Below are 15,471 nucleotides of genomic sequence, written 5' to 3'. Positions count from 1 at the left end.
CCGCGGCGTGCCTGGCAGCCTGGCTGCTAAAAAACAAACCCCGCTTGCCTTGCAAGCGGGGTTTGTTGCGGCCAACCTTGGTAATGCCAGTACTACTGGATAGCCAGCGTTACCGCCAGCTGGTAGCCCTGCCCGCGCACCGCCTTCAGCGCATTATTGTCGCAGCCCGCCTGCACCAGCTTCTTGCGCAGGCGCACCAGCTGCACTTCCAGGTTAGCCTTGCTGTACTCCTCTAGCCGTTTACCCAAGAGCTCTATCATCTGCCACGTTTCCAGCTGCCGCCCCGGGGCGCGGGACAAACCGGCCAGCAGGGCAAACTCGGACGAAGTCAGCCCGACCTGCCCGCCCGGGCCCGACAGCTGCTGCTTGTCGGTTTGTAGTAGCCAGCCATGCTCCGGGCCCTGGCCGGTGAGCCTGCGCGCCAGCGAACGCACCGCCGCCAGCAGCTCTTCCAGCGAACAGGGTTTGGTCAGGTAGATATCCGCACCGCTGGCATAGCCTTCTACCTTGGCCGCAATGCTGTTACGCGCCGTGGTCATGATGATGCCTACCTCGGGCTGGGCGGCACGCAGGCGCCGCGACAGGCTGATGCCATCTTCACCCGGCAGGTTCAAATCCACTATGTACAGGTCAGGCTGGAACGGCAGGTCGCCAAGTGCCTCGGCACAATCCACACCTTGCACGTGATAACCCTGCACGCGCAACGCGTCCAGGGTGACTTCTCGCAGGACATCGTGGTCTTCGACGACCACGACATTTAACGGGTTGATACGGGTAACCATACTTCAAATCTCACGATATTGGCTTCAGGCCGGTAAGAAACCATCCCTTGCAGCTGGGTACACAGGCCACGCACCAGATACAGCCCGAGGCCAGAACCGGTTTTGCTATGAGCGCCAGGACTTCGATAATACTTTGTAAACACCTTGCTTGCATCCGGCATGCCTGCCGATGAGGCAACATTGTCAACAGATAGCCACAATCCAGCGGATTTCGCCCCCCATTTGACATTAATTACGCTGGCCGCCGGCGAGTACTTCAAAGCGTTATCTATCAGATTTGATAACACCGTCCGCAGTAGCTGGCTGTCACTTTGCAACAAAGGCACGGTGCCAGGGTGTAACACAACCCGCTCCGGCTCGCGGCTATTGTCACGCACATCGTTTATCAGCTCGGCCAACACAATCGTTTCACGCTGAATTTCCAGCTGCCCCTGTTCGACACGGTCGGCCTGGGTGCAGCGCTCTACCACGGCATTCATGTCGTCTACCGCCCGCTCGGCGTGCGCCAGAATGCGCTGTTCGCCCAGCTGCATGCGCAAGCTCCCCAGCGCCATACGGATAACCGACATAGGCGTTTTGAGCTCGTGGGTCAGCATGGCCATAAAGCGGGATTGTTCTTCACTTTGCTGGCGCTCGATCACGATCTGCTGCTGCGCCAGCTCCAGCTCCACGGCAAAGGCATGGCGTTCGCTACGCAGCTGGCTGGAACGGCGCTGCAATAGCACGAAGGCCAGCGCACTGATCAACAGCGACTGCATCAGCTGGCCGTACTGGTTCATTTCCAACACATTACCGATACCCAGCAAGGGCAGCATGGTAATGGCAATCACGCCGATGGAAAGGGTATACAGCACACGCAACAAGCGGCGCAGCGGGTGCGGCGGCACCAGCCACGCGGTAAGTGCCATCAGCAGCACCTGCACCGGCGCTACCATGGTATTGGTCTGCATCACCGGCTGGATAATGCCGAATGCCAGCATCAGGAATAAAAGCGGGTAGTAGCTGGGCAACAGTTTCAACACCCATTGCAGTAGCCGCGGCGGTGAAAAGCCCAGCAGCAAGTGGCGGTGAAACAGCAAGCTGGCCAGGCAGAACAGCGTTGAGGTCCAGCTGGTGGCGATATCGGCCAGCTGCGGGTAGCTAGCCGGTGCCAGCATGCTGTAGTAACCCATAAAGGCCAGGTTCAGCAGTACCGACAGTAGCTGGTAGGGAATGAACAGCCCGACCACACGGTCACGGCTTTCGCGGTAGTCGGCAATGGCCCACACCAGTAGCCACAGCAGAATGGCGTAATAGATGATTTGCCAGGAAGCCTGCTGCACATCCGTCTGCAGTGCCTCGTGCAGGGGCTGGGCTTGTACGCTGAGCATACTGGTACTGCTGGTGTGCAGGCGCAGGTAGTACACCGTCTGTGGCTGCGCTTGCCGCACCAGGAACGACGGGGTAATGCCGGGATAACTGCGCGCCAGGTAAGGGTAGCGGTCACCATCGACTTGCTGCTGCCAGCGCCCCTGGCTGTCCTGCCAGTACAGGCGCACCTCATCCAGATAGCCCGGCCTGATGCGCAGCACCAAGGGCTCGCCTGGGGCGGCGTTTTGCACGATGATGCGCAGCCAGGTCACCGTAGGGGTATAACCCCGCGCGAGGATGCCGGGCAGCGGGGTGAACAGCTGCTGGCGTACCTCGGACAAATCCAGCTTGCCCTGCTCGTCTACCAGATAGGCGCTGGACAATACCTGGGTTTGCACCGCCCACGCGGGTGTGAGGCACAGCAGCCAGAGCCATAAAATAAACCGTAATCGCACTTCCTACCCCGTATCACTCCGCCCGCTTGGCCGGCAAGAGCGAGAGTATCGCATAGCTGGTGCCGGAACTCGCCACGGTAATACGCGTCCATGCAGCATTCTCTTTGGTGAAGCCCTTATGCGTACTGCCCATCTGCTTTTTCTGGCCTTGACCATCAGCCTGCCTGCGCTGGCGACAAACAGCGGCCAACTGTATAAAGACCCCACATGCGGCTGTTGCGGCAAGTGGGCCGCGCATATGCGCGCCAACCAACTGGCGCTGCAAAGCCAGGACCGCAGCGACATGGCACAGCTGAAAGACCGGCTGGGCGTGCCGCCCGCCTTGCGCTCCTGCCATACCGCACAAATCGGTGGCTACATTATCGAAGGGCACGTACCAGCCGCCATGGTGCAACAGATCTTGCGCGAGCGTCCCGCCATCAGCGGCCTGGCGGTGGCCGGCATGCCGCAGGGCAGCCCCGGCATGGAAACCGGCAGGCGTGACAGCTACCAGGTTGTCGCTTTCACCCGCAGCGGCCGGCAGTATGTGTACGCCACCGTAAAAGGGGACTAGCCATGTCGGTAAAAAAACGTATCGCCCTGATGCTGGCAGGCATCGCCGCCAAGTGGCTGTGGCAACGCGTCAAGCGCCAGCTGTTTCGCCGCTGATGTGCGGTTAACGGTGCGTTTGCCACCACCGGCGCGCCAAGAAAAAAGCCTTCCCCGGCAAGGGAAGGCTTTTTGGCTAGCCAGGGTTGGCCGCAGTATCAGGCTTGCTGTTTGGCGCGCGCGATATCGGCGATTTTCACGCTCCACTCGGCCGGGCCGGTGTTGTGTACCGAGGTGCCAGTCGAATCGACGGCGACGGTTACCGGCATGTCCTGTACTTCGAACTCGTAGATGGCTTCCATGCCCAGGTCGGCAAAGCCCACCACTTTGGACGCTTTGATAGCCTTGGACACCAGGTAGGCCGAGCCGCCCACCGCCATCAGATACACGGCTTTGTTGTCCTTGATGGCGTCGATGGCTGCCGGGCCACGCTCTGCCTTGCCGATCATGCCCAACAGGCCGGTTTGCTCCAGCATCTGGCGGGTGAATTTGTCCATGCGGGTAGCGGTAGTCGGGCCGGCCGGGCCAACCACTTCGTCACGCACCGGGTCTACCGGGCCGACGTAGTAGATGAAGCGGTTGGTGAAGTCTACCGGCAGCTGCTCGCCCTTGTTTAGCATGTCCACCATGCGCTTGTGCGCGGCGTCACGGCCGGTGAGGATCTTGCCGTTCAGCAGCAGCACGTCGCCCGGCTGCCAGCTGGCCACTTCTTCCGGCGTGATGTTGTCCAGGTTCACACGCTTGCCATTGCTGGTGTCGTAGGTGATTTCCGGCCAGTCTTCCAGCTTCGGCGTTTCCAGCACGGCCGGGCCGTTGCCATCCAGGTGGAAATGGATATGGCGCGTGGCGGCGCAGTTCGGGATCATGGCTACCGGCAGGCTGGCGGCGTGGGTCGGGTAATCCAGAATCTTCACGTCCAGCACGGTGGTCAGGCCGCCCAGGCCCTGCGCGCCGATACCCAGCGCGTTCACTTTTTCGAAGATCTCCAGGCGCAGCTGCTCTACACGGCTCAGCTCGGCGCCGCTGGCGGCCTTGGCTTTCAGCTCGTGGATGTCCACGTGGTCCATCAGCGATTCTTTGGCCAGCAGCATGGCTTTTTCCGGGGTACCGCCGATACCGATACCCAGGATGCCTGGCGGACACCAGCCGGCGCCCATGGTCGGTACGGTTTTCACCACCCAGTCAACGATGCTGTCGGACGGGTTCAGCGCGTAGAACTTGGATTTGTTCTCGGAGCCGCCGCCCTTGGCCGCACAGGTCACTTCTACGCCGTCGCCTTCGACGATTTCGAAGTGCACTACGGCCGGGGTGTTGTCTTTGGAGTTCTGGCGCTTGCCTGCCGGGTCCAGCAGCACGGAGGCGCGCAGCTTGTTGTCCGGGTTGTTATAGGCACGACGCACGCCCTCGTTCACCATTTCCTGCACCGACAGGGTGCTGTCCCACTGCACTTTCATACCCACTTTCAGGAACACCACGGCAATACCGGTATCCTGGCAAATCGGGCGGCGACCTTCGGCACACATGCGGCTGTTGATCAGGATCTGCGCCATGGCGTCTTTGGCCGCCGGGCTCTCTTCGTGCAGATAGGCCTGGTACAACGCCTCGATATAGTCTTTCGGGTGGTAGCAGCTGATGTACTGGAAGGCATCGGCAATGCTCTGGATGAAGTCGTCCTGACGGATGATGGTCATTATTGGGTTCTCCAGCGTAGGGGCTGTGTTGGGTTTGTGCCGCTATTTTAGGCGTTTCGCCCACGGGCAGGAAGGCGCAATGCTGCAACGCAGGAAGATAAAAGCAGAACAATGCAAAACCGCCGGTACGTTACCGGCGGTTTTGCTGGGCAGTCGCTGCGGCCAACCTTCGCCGCAGGCGGGCATTAGCCCTGGTGGTAGCCGGTCACACGGGCCACTTCTTCCTTGGAGCCCAGGAATACGGCCACGCGCTCGTGCAGGCCCTGCGGCACAATGTCCATGATGCGGCGGTGACCATCGGTAGCCAGACCACCTGCCTGCTCGATGATGAAGGCCATCGGGTTGCCTTCGTACATCAGGCGCAGCTTGCCCGGTTTGGCTGGGTCACGCGCGTCTTTCGGGTACATGAAAATACCGCCACGGGTGATGATGCGGTGTACCTCGGCCACCATGGAGGCCACCCAGCGCATATTGTAGTCCTTGCCCAGCGGGCCTTCCTTGCCAGCCAGCAGCTCGCTGACATAGCGCTGCACCGGGGCTTCCCAGTGGCGCTGGTTGGACATATTGATGGCAAACTCGCCGGTGGTGGCCGGCACGGTCATATTGCGGTGGGTCAGTACCCAGGAGCCCAGCTCGCGGTCCAGCGTAAAGCCGTACACACCATGGCCAAAGGTAATCACCAGCATGTTTTGCGGGCCGTATACGGCATAGCCTGCGGCCACCTGGTGGCTACCGGCTTGCAGGAAGTCGGCTTCGGTCGGCTGGGTATTGCCTTCCGGTGCTTCCAGCACCGAGAAGATGGTACCCACGGAGATGTTCACGTCGATATTGGACGAGCCGTCCAGCGGGTCGAACATCAGCAGGTAGCGGCCACGCGGCATGTGCTCGGGAATGGAGTGCGGCAGCTCCATTTCTTCGGACGCCATGGCGCCCAGGTTGCCACCCCATTCGTTGGCTTCCAGCAGGATGTCGTTGGCGATCACGTCCAGCTTTTTCTGGGCTTCGCCTTGCACATTACCGGTACCGGCATCGCCCAGCACACCAGCCAGCGCACCTTTGTTTACCGAGTGGGCAATGGCTTTGCAGGCACGTGCCACGGTTTCGATCAGCAGGCGCAGATCCGGCGGCAGGGCACCATGCAGGCGCTGTTCTTCAATCAGGAATCGGGAGAGGGAGATACGGCTGCTCATTATTGTCCTCGTATCACGTAGGTCGCAGAAAGGTTGGCCAAGTTTACCACCCTGCCCCAAGCGTCTGGGGTGTTACCTGCGCACTACATGCATCAGCAAAGAAAAACGCCCGACTAGGGCAAAACGGAAGCCGTTTTGGCGAGTCGGGCGTGGGGCAGAAACGCAACGCTTAGGCGTTCAGTTCCTTGGCCAGGTACAACCAGGTTTCCACCACGGTATCCGGGTTCAGCGAGATGGTCTCGATGCCCTCTTCTACCAGCCACTTGGCAAAGTCAGGGTGGTCCGACGGGCCTTGGCCGCAGATACCCACGTACTTGTCCAGCTTGCGGCAAGCCTGGATCGCCAGGTGCAGCATGGCTTTCACGGCTTCGTTACGCTCGTCGAAGGTGGAGGCGATCGGGCCACCGGAGTCACGATCCACACCCAGGGTGAGCTGGGTCATATCGTTGGAACCGATGGAGAAACCGTCAAAGTGCTGCAGGAACTTCTCGGCCAGAATGGCGTTGGTCGGCAGTTCGCACATCATGATCAGGCGCAGGCCGTTTTCGCCGCGCTTCAGGCCGTTGGCGGCCAGGATCTCGATCACTTTTTCGGCTTCGGCCAGGGTACGCACGAACGGGATCATCACTTCCACGTTGGTGAGGCCCATCACGTCGCGCACTTTCTTGATGGCGCGGCATTCCAGCTCGAAACAGTCGCGGAAGCTGTCGGCCACGTAGCGGGCTGCACCACGGAAACCCAGCATCGGGTTTTCTTCGTGCGGCTCGTACAGTTGGCCGCCGATCAGGTTGGCGTACTCGTTCGACTTGAAGTCGGACATGCGCACGATGACCTTTTTCGGCGAGAAGGCCGCTGCCAGCGTGGACACGCCTTCGGCAATCTTGTCGACGTAGAAGTCTACCGGGCTGGCGTAACCTGCGATGCGATCGGTAATGGTCGCTTTCAGGTCGGCCGGCAGGGTATCAAACTCCAGCAGCGCTTTCGGGTGGATACCGATCTGGCGGTTGATCACGAACTCCATGCGCGCCAGGCCCACACCTTCGTTCGGCAGCTGCGCGAAGTCGAAAGCCAGTTCCGGGTTGCCCACGTTCATCATGATCTTCACCGGCGACTTCGGCATCTTGTCGAGCTCAAGCTCGATGATTTCCACTTCCAGCAGGCCATCATAGATGTTGCCGGTGTCGCCTTCGGCGCACGATACGGTCACTTGCATGCCGTCACGCAGCAGATCGGTAGCGTCGCCGCAGCCGACTACAGCCGGGATACCCAGCTCGCGCGCAATAATGGCCGCGTGGCAGGTACGGCCGCCACGGTTGGTCACGATCGCAGCAGCGCGCTTCATCACCGGTTCCCAGTCCGGGTCGGTCATGTCGGTTACCAGCACGTCGCCGGCTTTGACCTGATCCATCTCGGACGCGTCCTTGATCATGCGCACGGTGCCCTGGCCAATCTTCTGGCCAATGGCACGGCCTTCACACAGGACGGTGGAGGTGTTTTTCAGACGGTAGCGGCGCAGGGTGTCCTTGCGGTCTTCCTGCGATTTCACCGTTTCCGGACGCGCCTGCAGGATGTACAGCTTGCCATCCAGGCCGTCACGGCCCCACTCGATATCCATCGGGCGGGCGTAGTGTTTTTCGATGATCAGCGCGTACTGGGCCAGCTCGGCCACTTCGGCGTCGGTGATCGAGAACTGCTTGCGCAGGTCTTCGGCCACATCAACGGTTTTCACGGAACGACCAGCTTGCGAGGCGTCGGTGAATTCCATCTTGATCAGCTTGGAGCCCATGGTCTTGCGCAGGATGGCAGGACGACCGGCTTTCAGGGTTGGCTTGTGAACATAGAACTCGTCCGGGTTCACCGCGCCTTGTACCACTGTCTCGCCCAAACCGTAGGAAGAAGTGATGAATACCACGTCTTCAAAACCGGATTCGGTATCGATAGTGAACATCACGCCTGCTGCGCCGCTATCGGAACGCACCATACGTTGTACACCGGCAGACAGCGCCACAACATCGTGGGCAAAGCCTTTGTGTACGCGGTAGGAAATAGCGCGATCGTTATAGAGGGAAGCGAATACGTGCTTCATGGCGTCTTTGACGTTGTCAAGGCCACGAATATTCAGGAAGGTTTCTTGCTGGCCTGCGAACGAGGCATCGGGGAGATCTTCTGCGGTTGCAGAGGAACGTACTGCTACGGAAATATCGGCACCACCGGCATCGGCGACCATTTGATCCCAGGCAGTCTTGATATCTTCATCAAGTTTGGCCGGGAATGGTGTGTCGATGATCCACTGGCGGATCTCCTTGCCGACACGAGCCAGCTCCGTTACGTCGTCGATATCAAGCTTCGACAGCGCGGTATTGATGCGGTCAGCCAGACCGTTGTGCTGGAGAAAATCCCGATAGGCGTCTGCTGTAGTAGCAAAGCCTCCCGGAACGCGCACCCCGGAATGGGCAAGCTGACTGATCATTTCGCCGAGCGAGGCATTCTTGCCGCCTACTTTCTCGACATCGGTCATGCGCAGGTTCTCGAACCAGATGACGTAGTTCTCTGCCATCACTTCACTTCCTGTGTTGGATTGGACGATAGGGAAGCACGCATTCTAGCCGAACAAGCCCCGGTTTGCGTAGCGACTTTTGCATCGCACAACACAGGGCTTTCCCTGAATTTTCAGCATACTGGATAAAAAATACTGTTTATCCCCCTGAATAAAAGAGGGAAATGTAATGCCGCTACTACATAAAGCACGGGCAATCCTGCCACCCGCTTGATCTGCCTGCTTGCCGCTAAAGGCAAAACGGCACAGACTTCATGCCAGCGTACCAACCCAAGCACAGGACACACCATGCCACACCGCCGCTCTGCCTTCTTTGTCTCCGACCGCACCGGTATCACCGCCGAATCGCTGGGTAATACCCTGCTGACCCAGTTTGACACCGAAGAATTCAAACGCGAGACCATCCCCTTTATCGATACCGTCGAAAAAGCGCAGGAGTTAGCACAACGCATTGACGAAGTCGCGCGCGAAGACCATGAAAAGCCGCTGGTGTTCACCAGCATCATCAAGGCAGATGTGCGTGCCGCACTGAATATTCCCAGCGCACTGGTGATCGATTTCTTCGAAACCTTTATCGGCGAGCTGGAAAAAGAGCTGGGTGAAAAAGCGACACTGGAAGTGGGCAAGGCGCATGGCATGTCCAACGAAGAGAAATACGACCATCGCATCGAGGCGGTGAACTACTCGCTGAACCACGACGACGGCGTAAAACTGAAAGACCTGGACGAAGCCGATGTGATTCTGGTGGGCGTATCACGCTCCGGCAAGACACCAACTTGCCTGTATCTGGCGCTGCAGTACGGCATCAAGGCGGCCAACTACCCGCTGACACCGGAAGACCTGGGCAGCCCGACACTGCCGAAAATCCTGCTGCCGTTCAAGAACAAGATTTTCGGCCTGACCATCGACCCGAACCGCCTGCACTTCATCCGCTCCGAGCGCCGCCCGGATTCGCGCTACGCCAGCATGGACAACTGCCGCCGCGAGGTAAACGAGGCCGAATCGATGTTCCGCCACCATGCCGTGCCGTTCATCAGCACCACGCACAAGTCCATCGAAGAAATTGCCTCTACCATCATGCACAAAGCCCACCTGGGCCGCCGCTTCTAAAATCTGCGGCCAACGGCCCCGCAGCGCTGCCACCCCATGGCGCGCCCGGGGCTTTTTCCTGCCTGCCCCGCGCAAACAAAATATGTGCATTTTTCCTGCATCGTTCTATGCTGAACACAGGTTCGCCCACCGCAACCACCCGCAGGAGTACACATCATGAGACTGGAACACTTCAACCATATCGCCAACCTGATCGGCTTGAAGAAGAAGTCCCGCGAAGCCGTGTGGCTTATCGAAATTGATGGCATGACCGGCTATGCCGCATCGCGCCAGCTGGATATCAGCCAATCTACCGTATCCCGTGCCCACGCCCGCTTCCGCAAGGCACTGAACGAAATCAACCAGCTTACCCCCTACCTGCCACTCTGAAACCCGTGCGGCCAACCTGCCAAGACGGGTTGGCCGCATCAGTCAAACCGTGCACTCTGCACATAGCCATCAAACCGCAGACACTCTTCCACCCGCCGGCGCTGCACTGGCGGCAACTGCGCTGGCGCAAACCAGGCCCATGCCGTGTGCTCTTCGCTCAGCCGGATATCGGCGCCGCCTGGCAACGCGCAACGAAACACAAACGCCTGTGAATCGTACTGCGCGTGGTAATACACCCCGGACAGATAACAGATCGTTAGCGTGATACCCAATTCCTCCCGGCATTCGCGCAATAGTGCCTGGTGGATCGTTTCACCCGGCTCCAGCGCGCCACCGGGCAGGCCCCAGGCCTGGCTGCCGTAACTGGCTTTCAGCAGTAATACCTCGCCTGCCGCATTGCAGATCACTGCGTGGCTACTCAAACGAAATCGGTCGTCAAATGCCATTTATCCTCGCCTTACTCACTGTCCTTGCTGCTTATGTTGTCGCATAACGGCTACTGACTAACCAGCACCCTGCTACTGATTACGTTATTTTACAGAAATGTGTTGACAGCCAAATCTCACTTCCGTATAGTTCGCCTTCTCGCAAGACAACAGTCAAACGAGAACAGCGCACCCGTAGCTCAGTTGGATAGAGTATTTGGCTACGAACCAAAGGGTCGGGCGTTCGAATCGCTCCGGGTGCGCCACAACTTGTCCCCATCGTCTAGAGGCCTAGGACATCGCCCTTTCACGGCGGTAACCGGGGTTCGAATCCCCGTGGGGACGCCAGCGCACCCGTAGCTCAGTTGGATAGAGTATTTGGCTACGAACCAAAGGGTCGGGCGTTCGAATCGCTCCGGGTGCGCCACAATCTGTCCCCATCGTCTAGAGGCCTAGGACATCGCCCTTTCACGGCGGTAACCGGGGTTCGAATCCCCGTGGGGACGCCAGGATTCGACAAAAAAGCCACCGCAAGGTGGCTTTTTTGTTTTGCCGCGTCTATTCGCTATCCGGCAAGTGCACGATGGCCTGCCGACACGCCTCGAATACCGGTACCAGTGCCGCCAGCTGGCCTGCCAGCGCCGCCTCGCCTTGCTGATCCCGCACACTGCTCTCCAGCTGCTCGGCCAGCTCACGCACCGCTTCTGCACTCACATTGCTGGCCGCGCCCTTCAGGGTATGCGCCAAACGCTGCAACAATACCCAGTCTTGCTGCGCTAGTGCCTGGGCGGCATCTTGCGGGAAGCTCTCCTGGCTCTGGGCGAATAGCCGCAACCATTTCAGGTATACCTTGCGTTTGCCCATGGCCCGCGCCAGCCCCTCTTCCAGCTGTACACCGGCGTGTTGCAAGGCTTGCCAGGCATCGTGCTCCGGCATCTGCGCTGCAGCCTCGCCAGCGACGATGGCCGCAGGGGGCAGTGCCGCTATTTGCCCCGCTGCAGGCGGCTGGCTAATGCCCAGGCGCGCCAGCACGGCAAACAGCTTGTCCGGGTCGATAGGTTTGCTGATGTAATCGTCCATGCCCGCAGCGATGGCTTCTTCGCGGCTGCCACTCAGGGCATTGGCCGTGAGCGCCACAATCGGAATGTTGCGCCATAGCGGGTGGGCACGGATACGTGCTGTAGCCGCAAAGCCATCCATCACCGGCATGTGGCAATCCATCAGAATCACGTCGGGCTTCTCGCTGGCCAGGCGGTGCAAGGCCTCTTCACCGTTGCCGGCATAGCTCACCTGGGCACCGGCATCCATCAGGTAGGCCGCCACCACTTCCTGATTCAGCAAGACATCGTCCACCACCAACACCTGCCGCCCGGCCAGACATTGCTCGTGGGTTTCCGGCGTAGCTGGCAGCACTTGGGCAGGCTTACGCCCAAGCTGTTTCAGGCCATGGCGCAGGCGCTGCGGCGTGAGCGGTTTGACCCAGATGGCAGCCACTGGCATGGTTGCCGGCATAAAAGGCGTCACTTCGGCCATGCCCAGGTGGCGCACACTCAACAATACGCACCACACGCCAGGCTGCCAGTGCACTTCGTTAAATACATGCGACCAACCCGGCTGATCGATATCCACCAGCCAGACGTCACCCGCCCGCTGCTCGCCCAAGGCACAGACTGTCGCCCCTACGCCGGTAAAAGGCTGTACCGGCAAGCCCATGGCGGCAAACTGCTGCTGCAATACCGCGGTCAGGGTTGGCCGCACGCCATACAGGTATACCCTGTTTACCGCCAGCGGCCCGGCTAGCTTCTGCCCGCCACCGGCGGCCAGCGGCAGGGTAAAGCTGAACGTACTGCCGACGCCGGGCTGCGAAAACACATCAATGCACTCGCCGCCCATCAAACGTACCAGCTGGCTGGAAATCACCAAGCCCAGGCCGGTACCGCCGTAGCGTCGCTGCGTGGAAACATCGGCCTGGCTAAATGGCTGGAACAGCCCTTGCTGCTGGGCATCGCTCATGCCGATACCGGAGTCGCTCACACTGAAATGCCAGCCGCCGTCCTGCGGGTAAATGCGCAGGATGATTTCACCTTCGCGGGTAAACTTCACCGCGTTGCCCAGCAGGTTCAGCAGTACCTGCCCCAGCCGCAGCGAATCCCCCACCAATACAGGCGGCACACCTGGGGCAATATCGAACACCAGCTCGACCGGCTTGCCTTCCAGCCGCATGGCCAGCATGTCCGCCAACGAGCCCAGCACGTCCTCCAGGTCGAACGGCACTTGCTCTACCTGCAAGTGGCCGGACTCGATCTTGGAAAAGTCCAAAATGTCATTGATGATGTCCAGCAGGCCCCGCGCCGACCCCAGCAGCTTTTGCAGAAACTGCCGTGTACGCTCGGGCAGGGTGTCGCGTAGCGCCAGGTCCGCCATGCCGATGATGGCGTTCATCGGCGTACGGATTTCATGGCTCATATTGGCCAGAAACGCACTTTTGGTGGCGGCGGCTGCTTCTGCGGCCAACCTGGCGGCTTCCATCTGCTGTACCAGCGCCTTCTGATCGCCGATGTCCTCCTGGATGCTGATGAAGTGCGTTAGCCGGCCGGCGCTATCACGCAAGGGGGAAATCATCTGCATCAACCATAGCTCGCGGCCATCCTTGCGCCGGTTCAGCATTTCGCCGTGCCAGCTATTGCCCTGCCGCAGGGTATGCCACAAATCCTGGTAGGTCTGCTCGCTGGTCAGCCCGGACTTGAACAACTGCGGCGTCTGGCCAAGGATTTCCTGCTCGCTATAACCCGTCATGGCGATCAGCCGCGGGTTGACATACTCGATAACCCCCTGGGTATCGGTAATCAGCACCCCGGCTGGGCTTTGCGTTACCGCACGCGACATTTGCTCCAGCTTGGCCTCGCTGGCACGCTGGGCGCTGATATCGCGGAAATACAATACCGCCGCCAGGTTGCCATGCCCCTCCGGCAGCAAGTGCAGCTCGTACGACACCGGAAAAGCCTCGCGCTGCGCACTGCCAAACAGCTCCCACTGGCTGGCGCAAGGCTGCCCCAAGGCCAGTGCTTGTGCCAAGGGGCCGGGGGTACCAAAGGGTTCACCCTCCGGGTTGTGATGCAGCAGCACATCGTCCAGCGCCCGCCCGGTCAGGGTGGCCACCACCAGCCCCAGCATGCTGGCCGCCGCCGGGTTGCTGAACACCACCATGCCCTCCATGCTCAAGCCGATAATGCCGTCATCAATCGCGTGCAGAATGGCTTGCGCCTTGGCCTCGGCATGCCCTACCGCCTGCTCCGCCCGCGCCAGGCGCTCCTGCTCCAGTGCCTGCAGGGTGGCGGTTTTCTCTTCCAGAATGGCCACGTAGTGCGAGATGTCCTGTATCACCGCCATGCGGCGCAGCGGCTCGCCGTCCTCGGAAAAGTCGTAACGCCCTTGCTCTTGTACGTATTTCAGCTCTCCGGCCAGCTGTAGCCGGTAGTTCAGGTGGTACTGCCCGGTCTGCGCCTGCTGGTAGGCCGCCAGCACGCGTGCCTGATCCTCTGGATGAATGCGCGCCAGGAACAGCACCTCGCTGGCATCAAACTGTTCGGGGTAGTCCAGCAAACTGCTGAGCTGGCGCGACCACGACACCTCGCCCGTCTGCAAGTCGACAATGTAATACCCCAGCCTGGCCATCTGCTCGGCATCCTCCAGCTGCTGCTGGCGCTGCAGCAGGGTGGCGGTATGCTCGGCCACCTTGGCTTCCAGCTCAAAGGCATAGTTCCATAGCCGCTTTTGTGACTGCGCCAACTGCTCGGCCATGCTGTTGAAGCTATGCCCCAGCACGCCTATTTCGTCTGTTCCCGGGTTCTGGATACGGCTATGAATATCGCCCTCACCCAGGCGCACACTGGCCTGCACCAACGCCTGCAAGGGTTTGAGCAACCGCTGCGAGGCCCAGTACGCCAGGGCGCTGATCACCAGCGCCACCAGCAATAACACCTGCAACACTTGCCACTGCAGCTGGCGCAGCGGTTCTAGCGCCTCTTGTTGGTCTATCTTGACCTCTACCCCCCAGCCCAGCCCCGGCACCGGGGCCCATGCGGCCAACACCGGCTCGCCGCGATAATCCAGACGTAAACCTGCGCCTCGCTGCCCTTGCAGTGCGTCAAAGATAGGCTGCGGTTCAGCAGGACGGCGGGTAAGGTGCAACTGGAAAGCCGCATCCTTGTGATGGCGTAGCGGCCCCATGATCAGTGCCTTGCCATCCGGCTCTTGCCTGGCCAGCATCACCTCCCCGCTTTGCCCCAAGCCTTCGCGACTGGTCAGAATCGGGTTGAGCGACGCATTACTGATACTGATGATGAAAAAGCCGCTCACCTTGCCCTGCTCTACCATGCTGGCCAGCCAGAACGCTGTTTCTCTACCGCTAGGGGCGTAAAACTCGTACGGCACAAAGTACATGCCTGGCTGACGCAAAGCCTTGCGCACATTATCAGCCAGCACGGTACGGCCCAGCTCGCCGTGAAACAGCTCCGCGCCAAAATCGCGCCGCCCCTTGGCGCTATACACCACCCGGCCGTCCATATCTGCCAGCAGGATATCGTCCACCCCCTCCAGCCCGCCCAGAGCCAGCGCCTGGCTACACGTGGTACGTGCCACACCATAAGCCACCGATAGCGGCCCATGCTGGCGCATTGCCTCCCCCAGGCGGGTTTTGCACTGCTGGATGGCAGGGTTGGCCGCCAGCACCTGCACATGGTCTGCCTGGCTCAGCCGCCAGTGCTGCAACTCGCGCACACGGTCGTCGGTGAGCGCGCGCATCTGGTCGAACAAGCCTGCCAGCAAGCTCTCGCGCGCCTGCTGGTAAGCCACCGCACCGGTAAAAACGACAGGCAGCAGGCTACCCAGCAGAAACCACAGCAGTAAACGATGGCGTAGGGACATAGTGGGCACAAAAAGAAAACGGGGCTGG

At 60.2% G+C, this 15,471-nt stretch carries 10 protein-coding genes and 4 tRNA genes; 7 read left to right on the top strand and 7 right to left on the bottom strand.

Translation table 11 applies throughout. From position 1 onward, the window contains the following. Window positions 1–92 precede the first annotated feature (92 nt). Both LCH97_RS17320 and LCH97_RS17315 read right to left on the bottom strand, forming a co-directional pair. The gene (locus LCH97_RS17320; protein ID WP_227302723.1) at window positions 93–782 is read right to left on the bottom strand and encodes a response regulator transcription factor; all 690 of its coding nucleotides are present in this window, start codon (window positions 780–782) and stop codon (window positions 93–95) included. Continuing rightward, the gene (locus LCH97_RS17315) at window positions 758–2,530 is read right to left on the bottom strand and encodes a 7TM-DISM domain-containing protein (RefSeq protein ID WP_227302722.1); all 1,773 of its coding nucleotides are present in this window, start codon (window positions 2,528–2,530) and stop codon (window positions 758–760) included. The genes LCH97_RS17320 and LCH97_RS17315 overlap by 25 nt, the downstream gene beginning before the upstream one ends. Window positions 2,531–2,705: 175 nt before the next feature. Between LCH97_RS17315 and LCH97_RS17310 the strand changes: the two genes are divergently transcribed. Next, the gene (locus LCH97_RS17310) at window positions 2,706–3,140 is read left to right on the top strand and encodes a DUF411 domain-containing protein (protein ID WP_227302721.1); all 435 of its coding nucleotides are present in this window, start codon (window positions 2,706–2,708) and stop codon (window positions 3,138–3,140) included. 193 nt (window positions 3,141–3,333) lie between these two features. On the opposite strand, the gene LCH97_RS17305 is transcribed toward LCH97_RS17310, so the two are convergent. The 3 genes from LCH97_RS17305 to ppsA all read right to left on the bottom strand — a co-directional run bounded on the left by LCH97_RS17305 (window position 3,334) and on the right by ppsA (window position 8,613). Further along, window positions 3,334–4,866, bottom strand: coding sequence for a fumarate hydratase (locus LCH97_RS17305; protein WP_227302720.1), 1,533 nt, complete (start codon window positions 4,864–4,866; stop codon window positions 3,334–3,336). A 185-nt stretch (window positions 4,867–5,051) separates the two neighbouring features. Next, window positions 5,052–6,056, bottom strand: a complete 1,005-nt coding sequence (locus LCH97_RS17300) for a class 1 fructose-bisphosphatase (protein WP_017507163.1) — start codon at window positions 6,054–6,056, stop codon at window positions 5,052–5,054. A 169-nt stretch (window positions 6,057–6,225) separates the two neighbouring features. Next, window positions 6,226–8,613 (bottom strand): phosphoenolpyruvate synthase, encoded by a 2,388-nt coding sequence (gene ppsA, locus LCH97_RS17295; RefSeq protein ID WP_227302719.1) that lies wholly within the window; start codon window positions 8,611–8,613, stop codon window positions 6,226–6,228. A gap of 288 nt (window positions 8,614–8,901) precedes the next feature. On the opposite strand from ppsA, the gene LCH97_RS17290 reads away from it, so the two are divergent. Together LCH97_RS17290 and LCH97_RS17285 are read left to right on the top strand one after the other, a co-directional pair. Beyond that, complete coding sequence (locus LCH97_RS17290; protein WP_017507161.1) at window positions 8,902–9,723, top strand: pyruvate, water dikinase regulatory protein; 822 nt, start codon at window positions 8,902–8,904, stop codon at window positions 9,721–9,723. A 156-nt stretch (window positions 9,724–9,879) separates the two neighbouring features. Then, window positions 9,880–10,092 (top strand): sigma factor-like helix-turn-helix DNA-binding protein, encoded by a 213-nt coding sequence (locus LCH97_RS17285; protein WP_017507160.1) that lies wholly within the window; start codon window positions 9,880–9,882, stop codon window positions 10,090–10,092. Window positions 10,093–10,130: 38 nt separating this feature from the next. Here the strand turns inward: LCH97_RS17285 and LCH97_RS17280 are convergent, their stop codons facing one another. Next, window positions 10,131–10,538, bottom strand: a complete 408-nt coding sequence (locus LCH97_RS17280) for an NUDIX hydrolase (RefSeq protein ID WP_227302718.1) — start codon at window positions 10,536–10,538, stop codon at window positions 10,131–10,133. 168 nt (window positions 10,539–10,706) lie between these two features. Here LCH97_RS17280 and LCH97_RS17275 point away from each other — a divergent pair. The 4 genes from LCH97_RS17275 to LCH97_RS17260 all read left to right on the top strand — a co-directional run bounded on the left by LCH97_RS17275 (window position 10,707) and on the right by LCH97_RS17260 (window position 11,026). Next, a tRNA-Arg gene (locus LCH97_RS17275) sits at window positions 10,707–10,783 on the top strand. 6 nt (window positions 10,784–10,789) lie between these two features. Beyond that, window positions 10,790–10,865: transfer RNA gene (locus tag LCH97_RS17270), tRNA-Glu, on the top strand. 2 nt (window positions 10,866–10,867) lie between these two features. Continuing rightward, window positions 10,868–10,944: transfer RNA gene (locus LCH97_RS17265), tRNA-Arg, on the top strand. A 6-nt stretch (window positions 10,945–10,950) separates the two neighbouring features. Continuing rightward, a tRNA-Glu gene (locus LCH97_RS17260) sits at window positions 10,951–11,026 on the top strand. A gap of 49 nt (window positions 11,027–11,075) precedes the next feature. On the opposite strand, the gene LCH97_RS17255 is transcribed toward LCH97_RS17260, so the two are convergent. Further along, the gene (locus LCH97_RS17255; protein ID WP_227302717.1) at window positions 11,076–15,443 is read right to left on the bottom strand and encodes a PAS domain-containing protein; all 4,368 of its coding nucleotides are present in this window, start codon (window positions 15,441–15,443) and stop codon (window positions 11,076–11,078) included. Between the last annotated feature and the right edge of the window lie 28 nt (window positions 15,444–15,471).

This window comes from Vogesella sp. XCS3 (genome assembly GCF_020616155.1).
In the GTDB taxonomy this organism is placed as follows: Bacteria; Pseudomonadota; Gammaproteobacteria; order Burkholderiales; family Chromobacteriaceae; genus Vogesella.
Note: the sequence above shows the minus strand (reverse complement) of the source record. Positions and strands in the feature narration are given on the sequence as shown.

Coding starts and splice junctions, on each gene's coding strand:
- LCH97_RS17320 (WP_227302723.1), bottom strand. CDS start 782: ATGGTTACCCGTATCAACCCGTTAAATGTCGTGGTCGTCGAAGACCAC.
- LCH97_RS17310 (WP_227302721.1), top strand. CDS start 2,706: ATGCGTACTGCCCATCTGCTTTTTCTGGCCTTGACCATCAGCCTGCCT.
- LCH97_RS17305 (WP_227302720.1), bottom strand. CDS start 4,866: ATGACCATCATCCGTCAGGACGACTTCATCCAGAGCATTGCCGATGCC.
- LCH97_RS17300 (WP_017507163.1), bottom strand. CDS start 6,056: ATGAGCAGCCGTATCTCCCTCTCCCGATTCCTGATTGAAGAACAGCGC.
- ppsA (WP_227302719.1), bottom strand. CDS start 8,613: ATGGCAGAGAACTACGTCATCTGGTTCGAGAACCTGCGCATGACCGAT.
- LCH97_RS17290 (WP_017507161.1), top strand. CDS start 8,902: ATGCCACACCGCCGCTCTGCCTTCTTTGTCTCCGACCGCACCGGTATC.
- LCH97_RS17285 (WP_017507160.1), top strand. CDS start 9,880: ATGAGACTGGAACACTTCAACCATATCGCCAACCTGATCGGCTTGAAG.
- LCH97_RS17280 (WP_227302718.1), bottom strand. CDS start 10,538: ATGGCATTTGACGACCGATTTCGTTTGAGTAGCCACGCAGTGATCTGC.
- LCH97_RS17255 (WP_227302717.1), bottom strand. CDS start 15,443: ATGTCCCTACGCCATCGTTTACTGCTGTGGTTTCTGCTGGGTAGCCTG.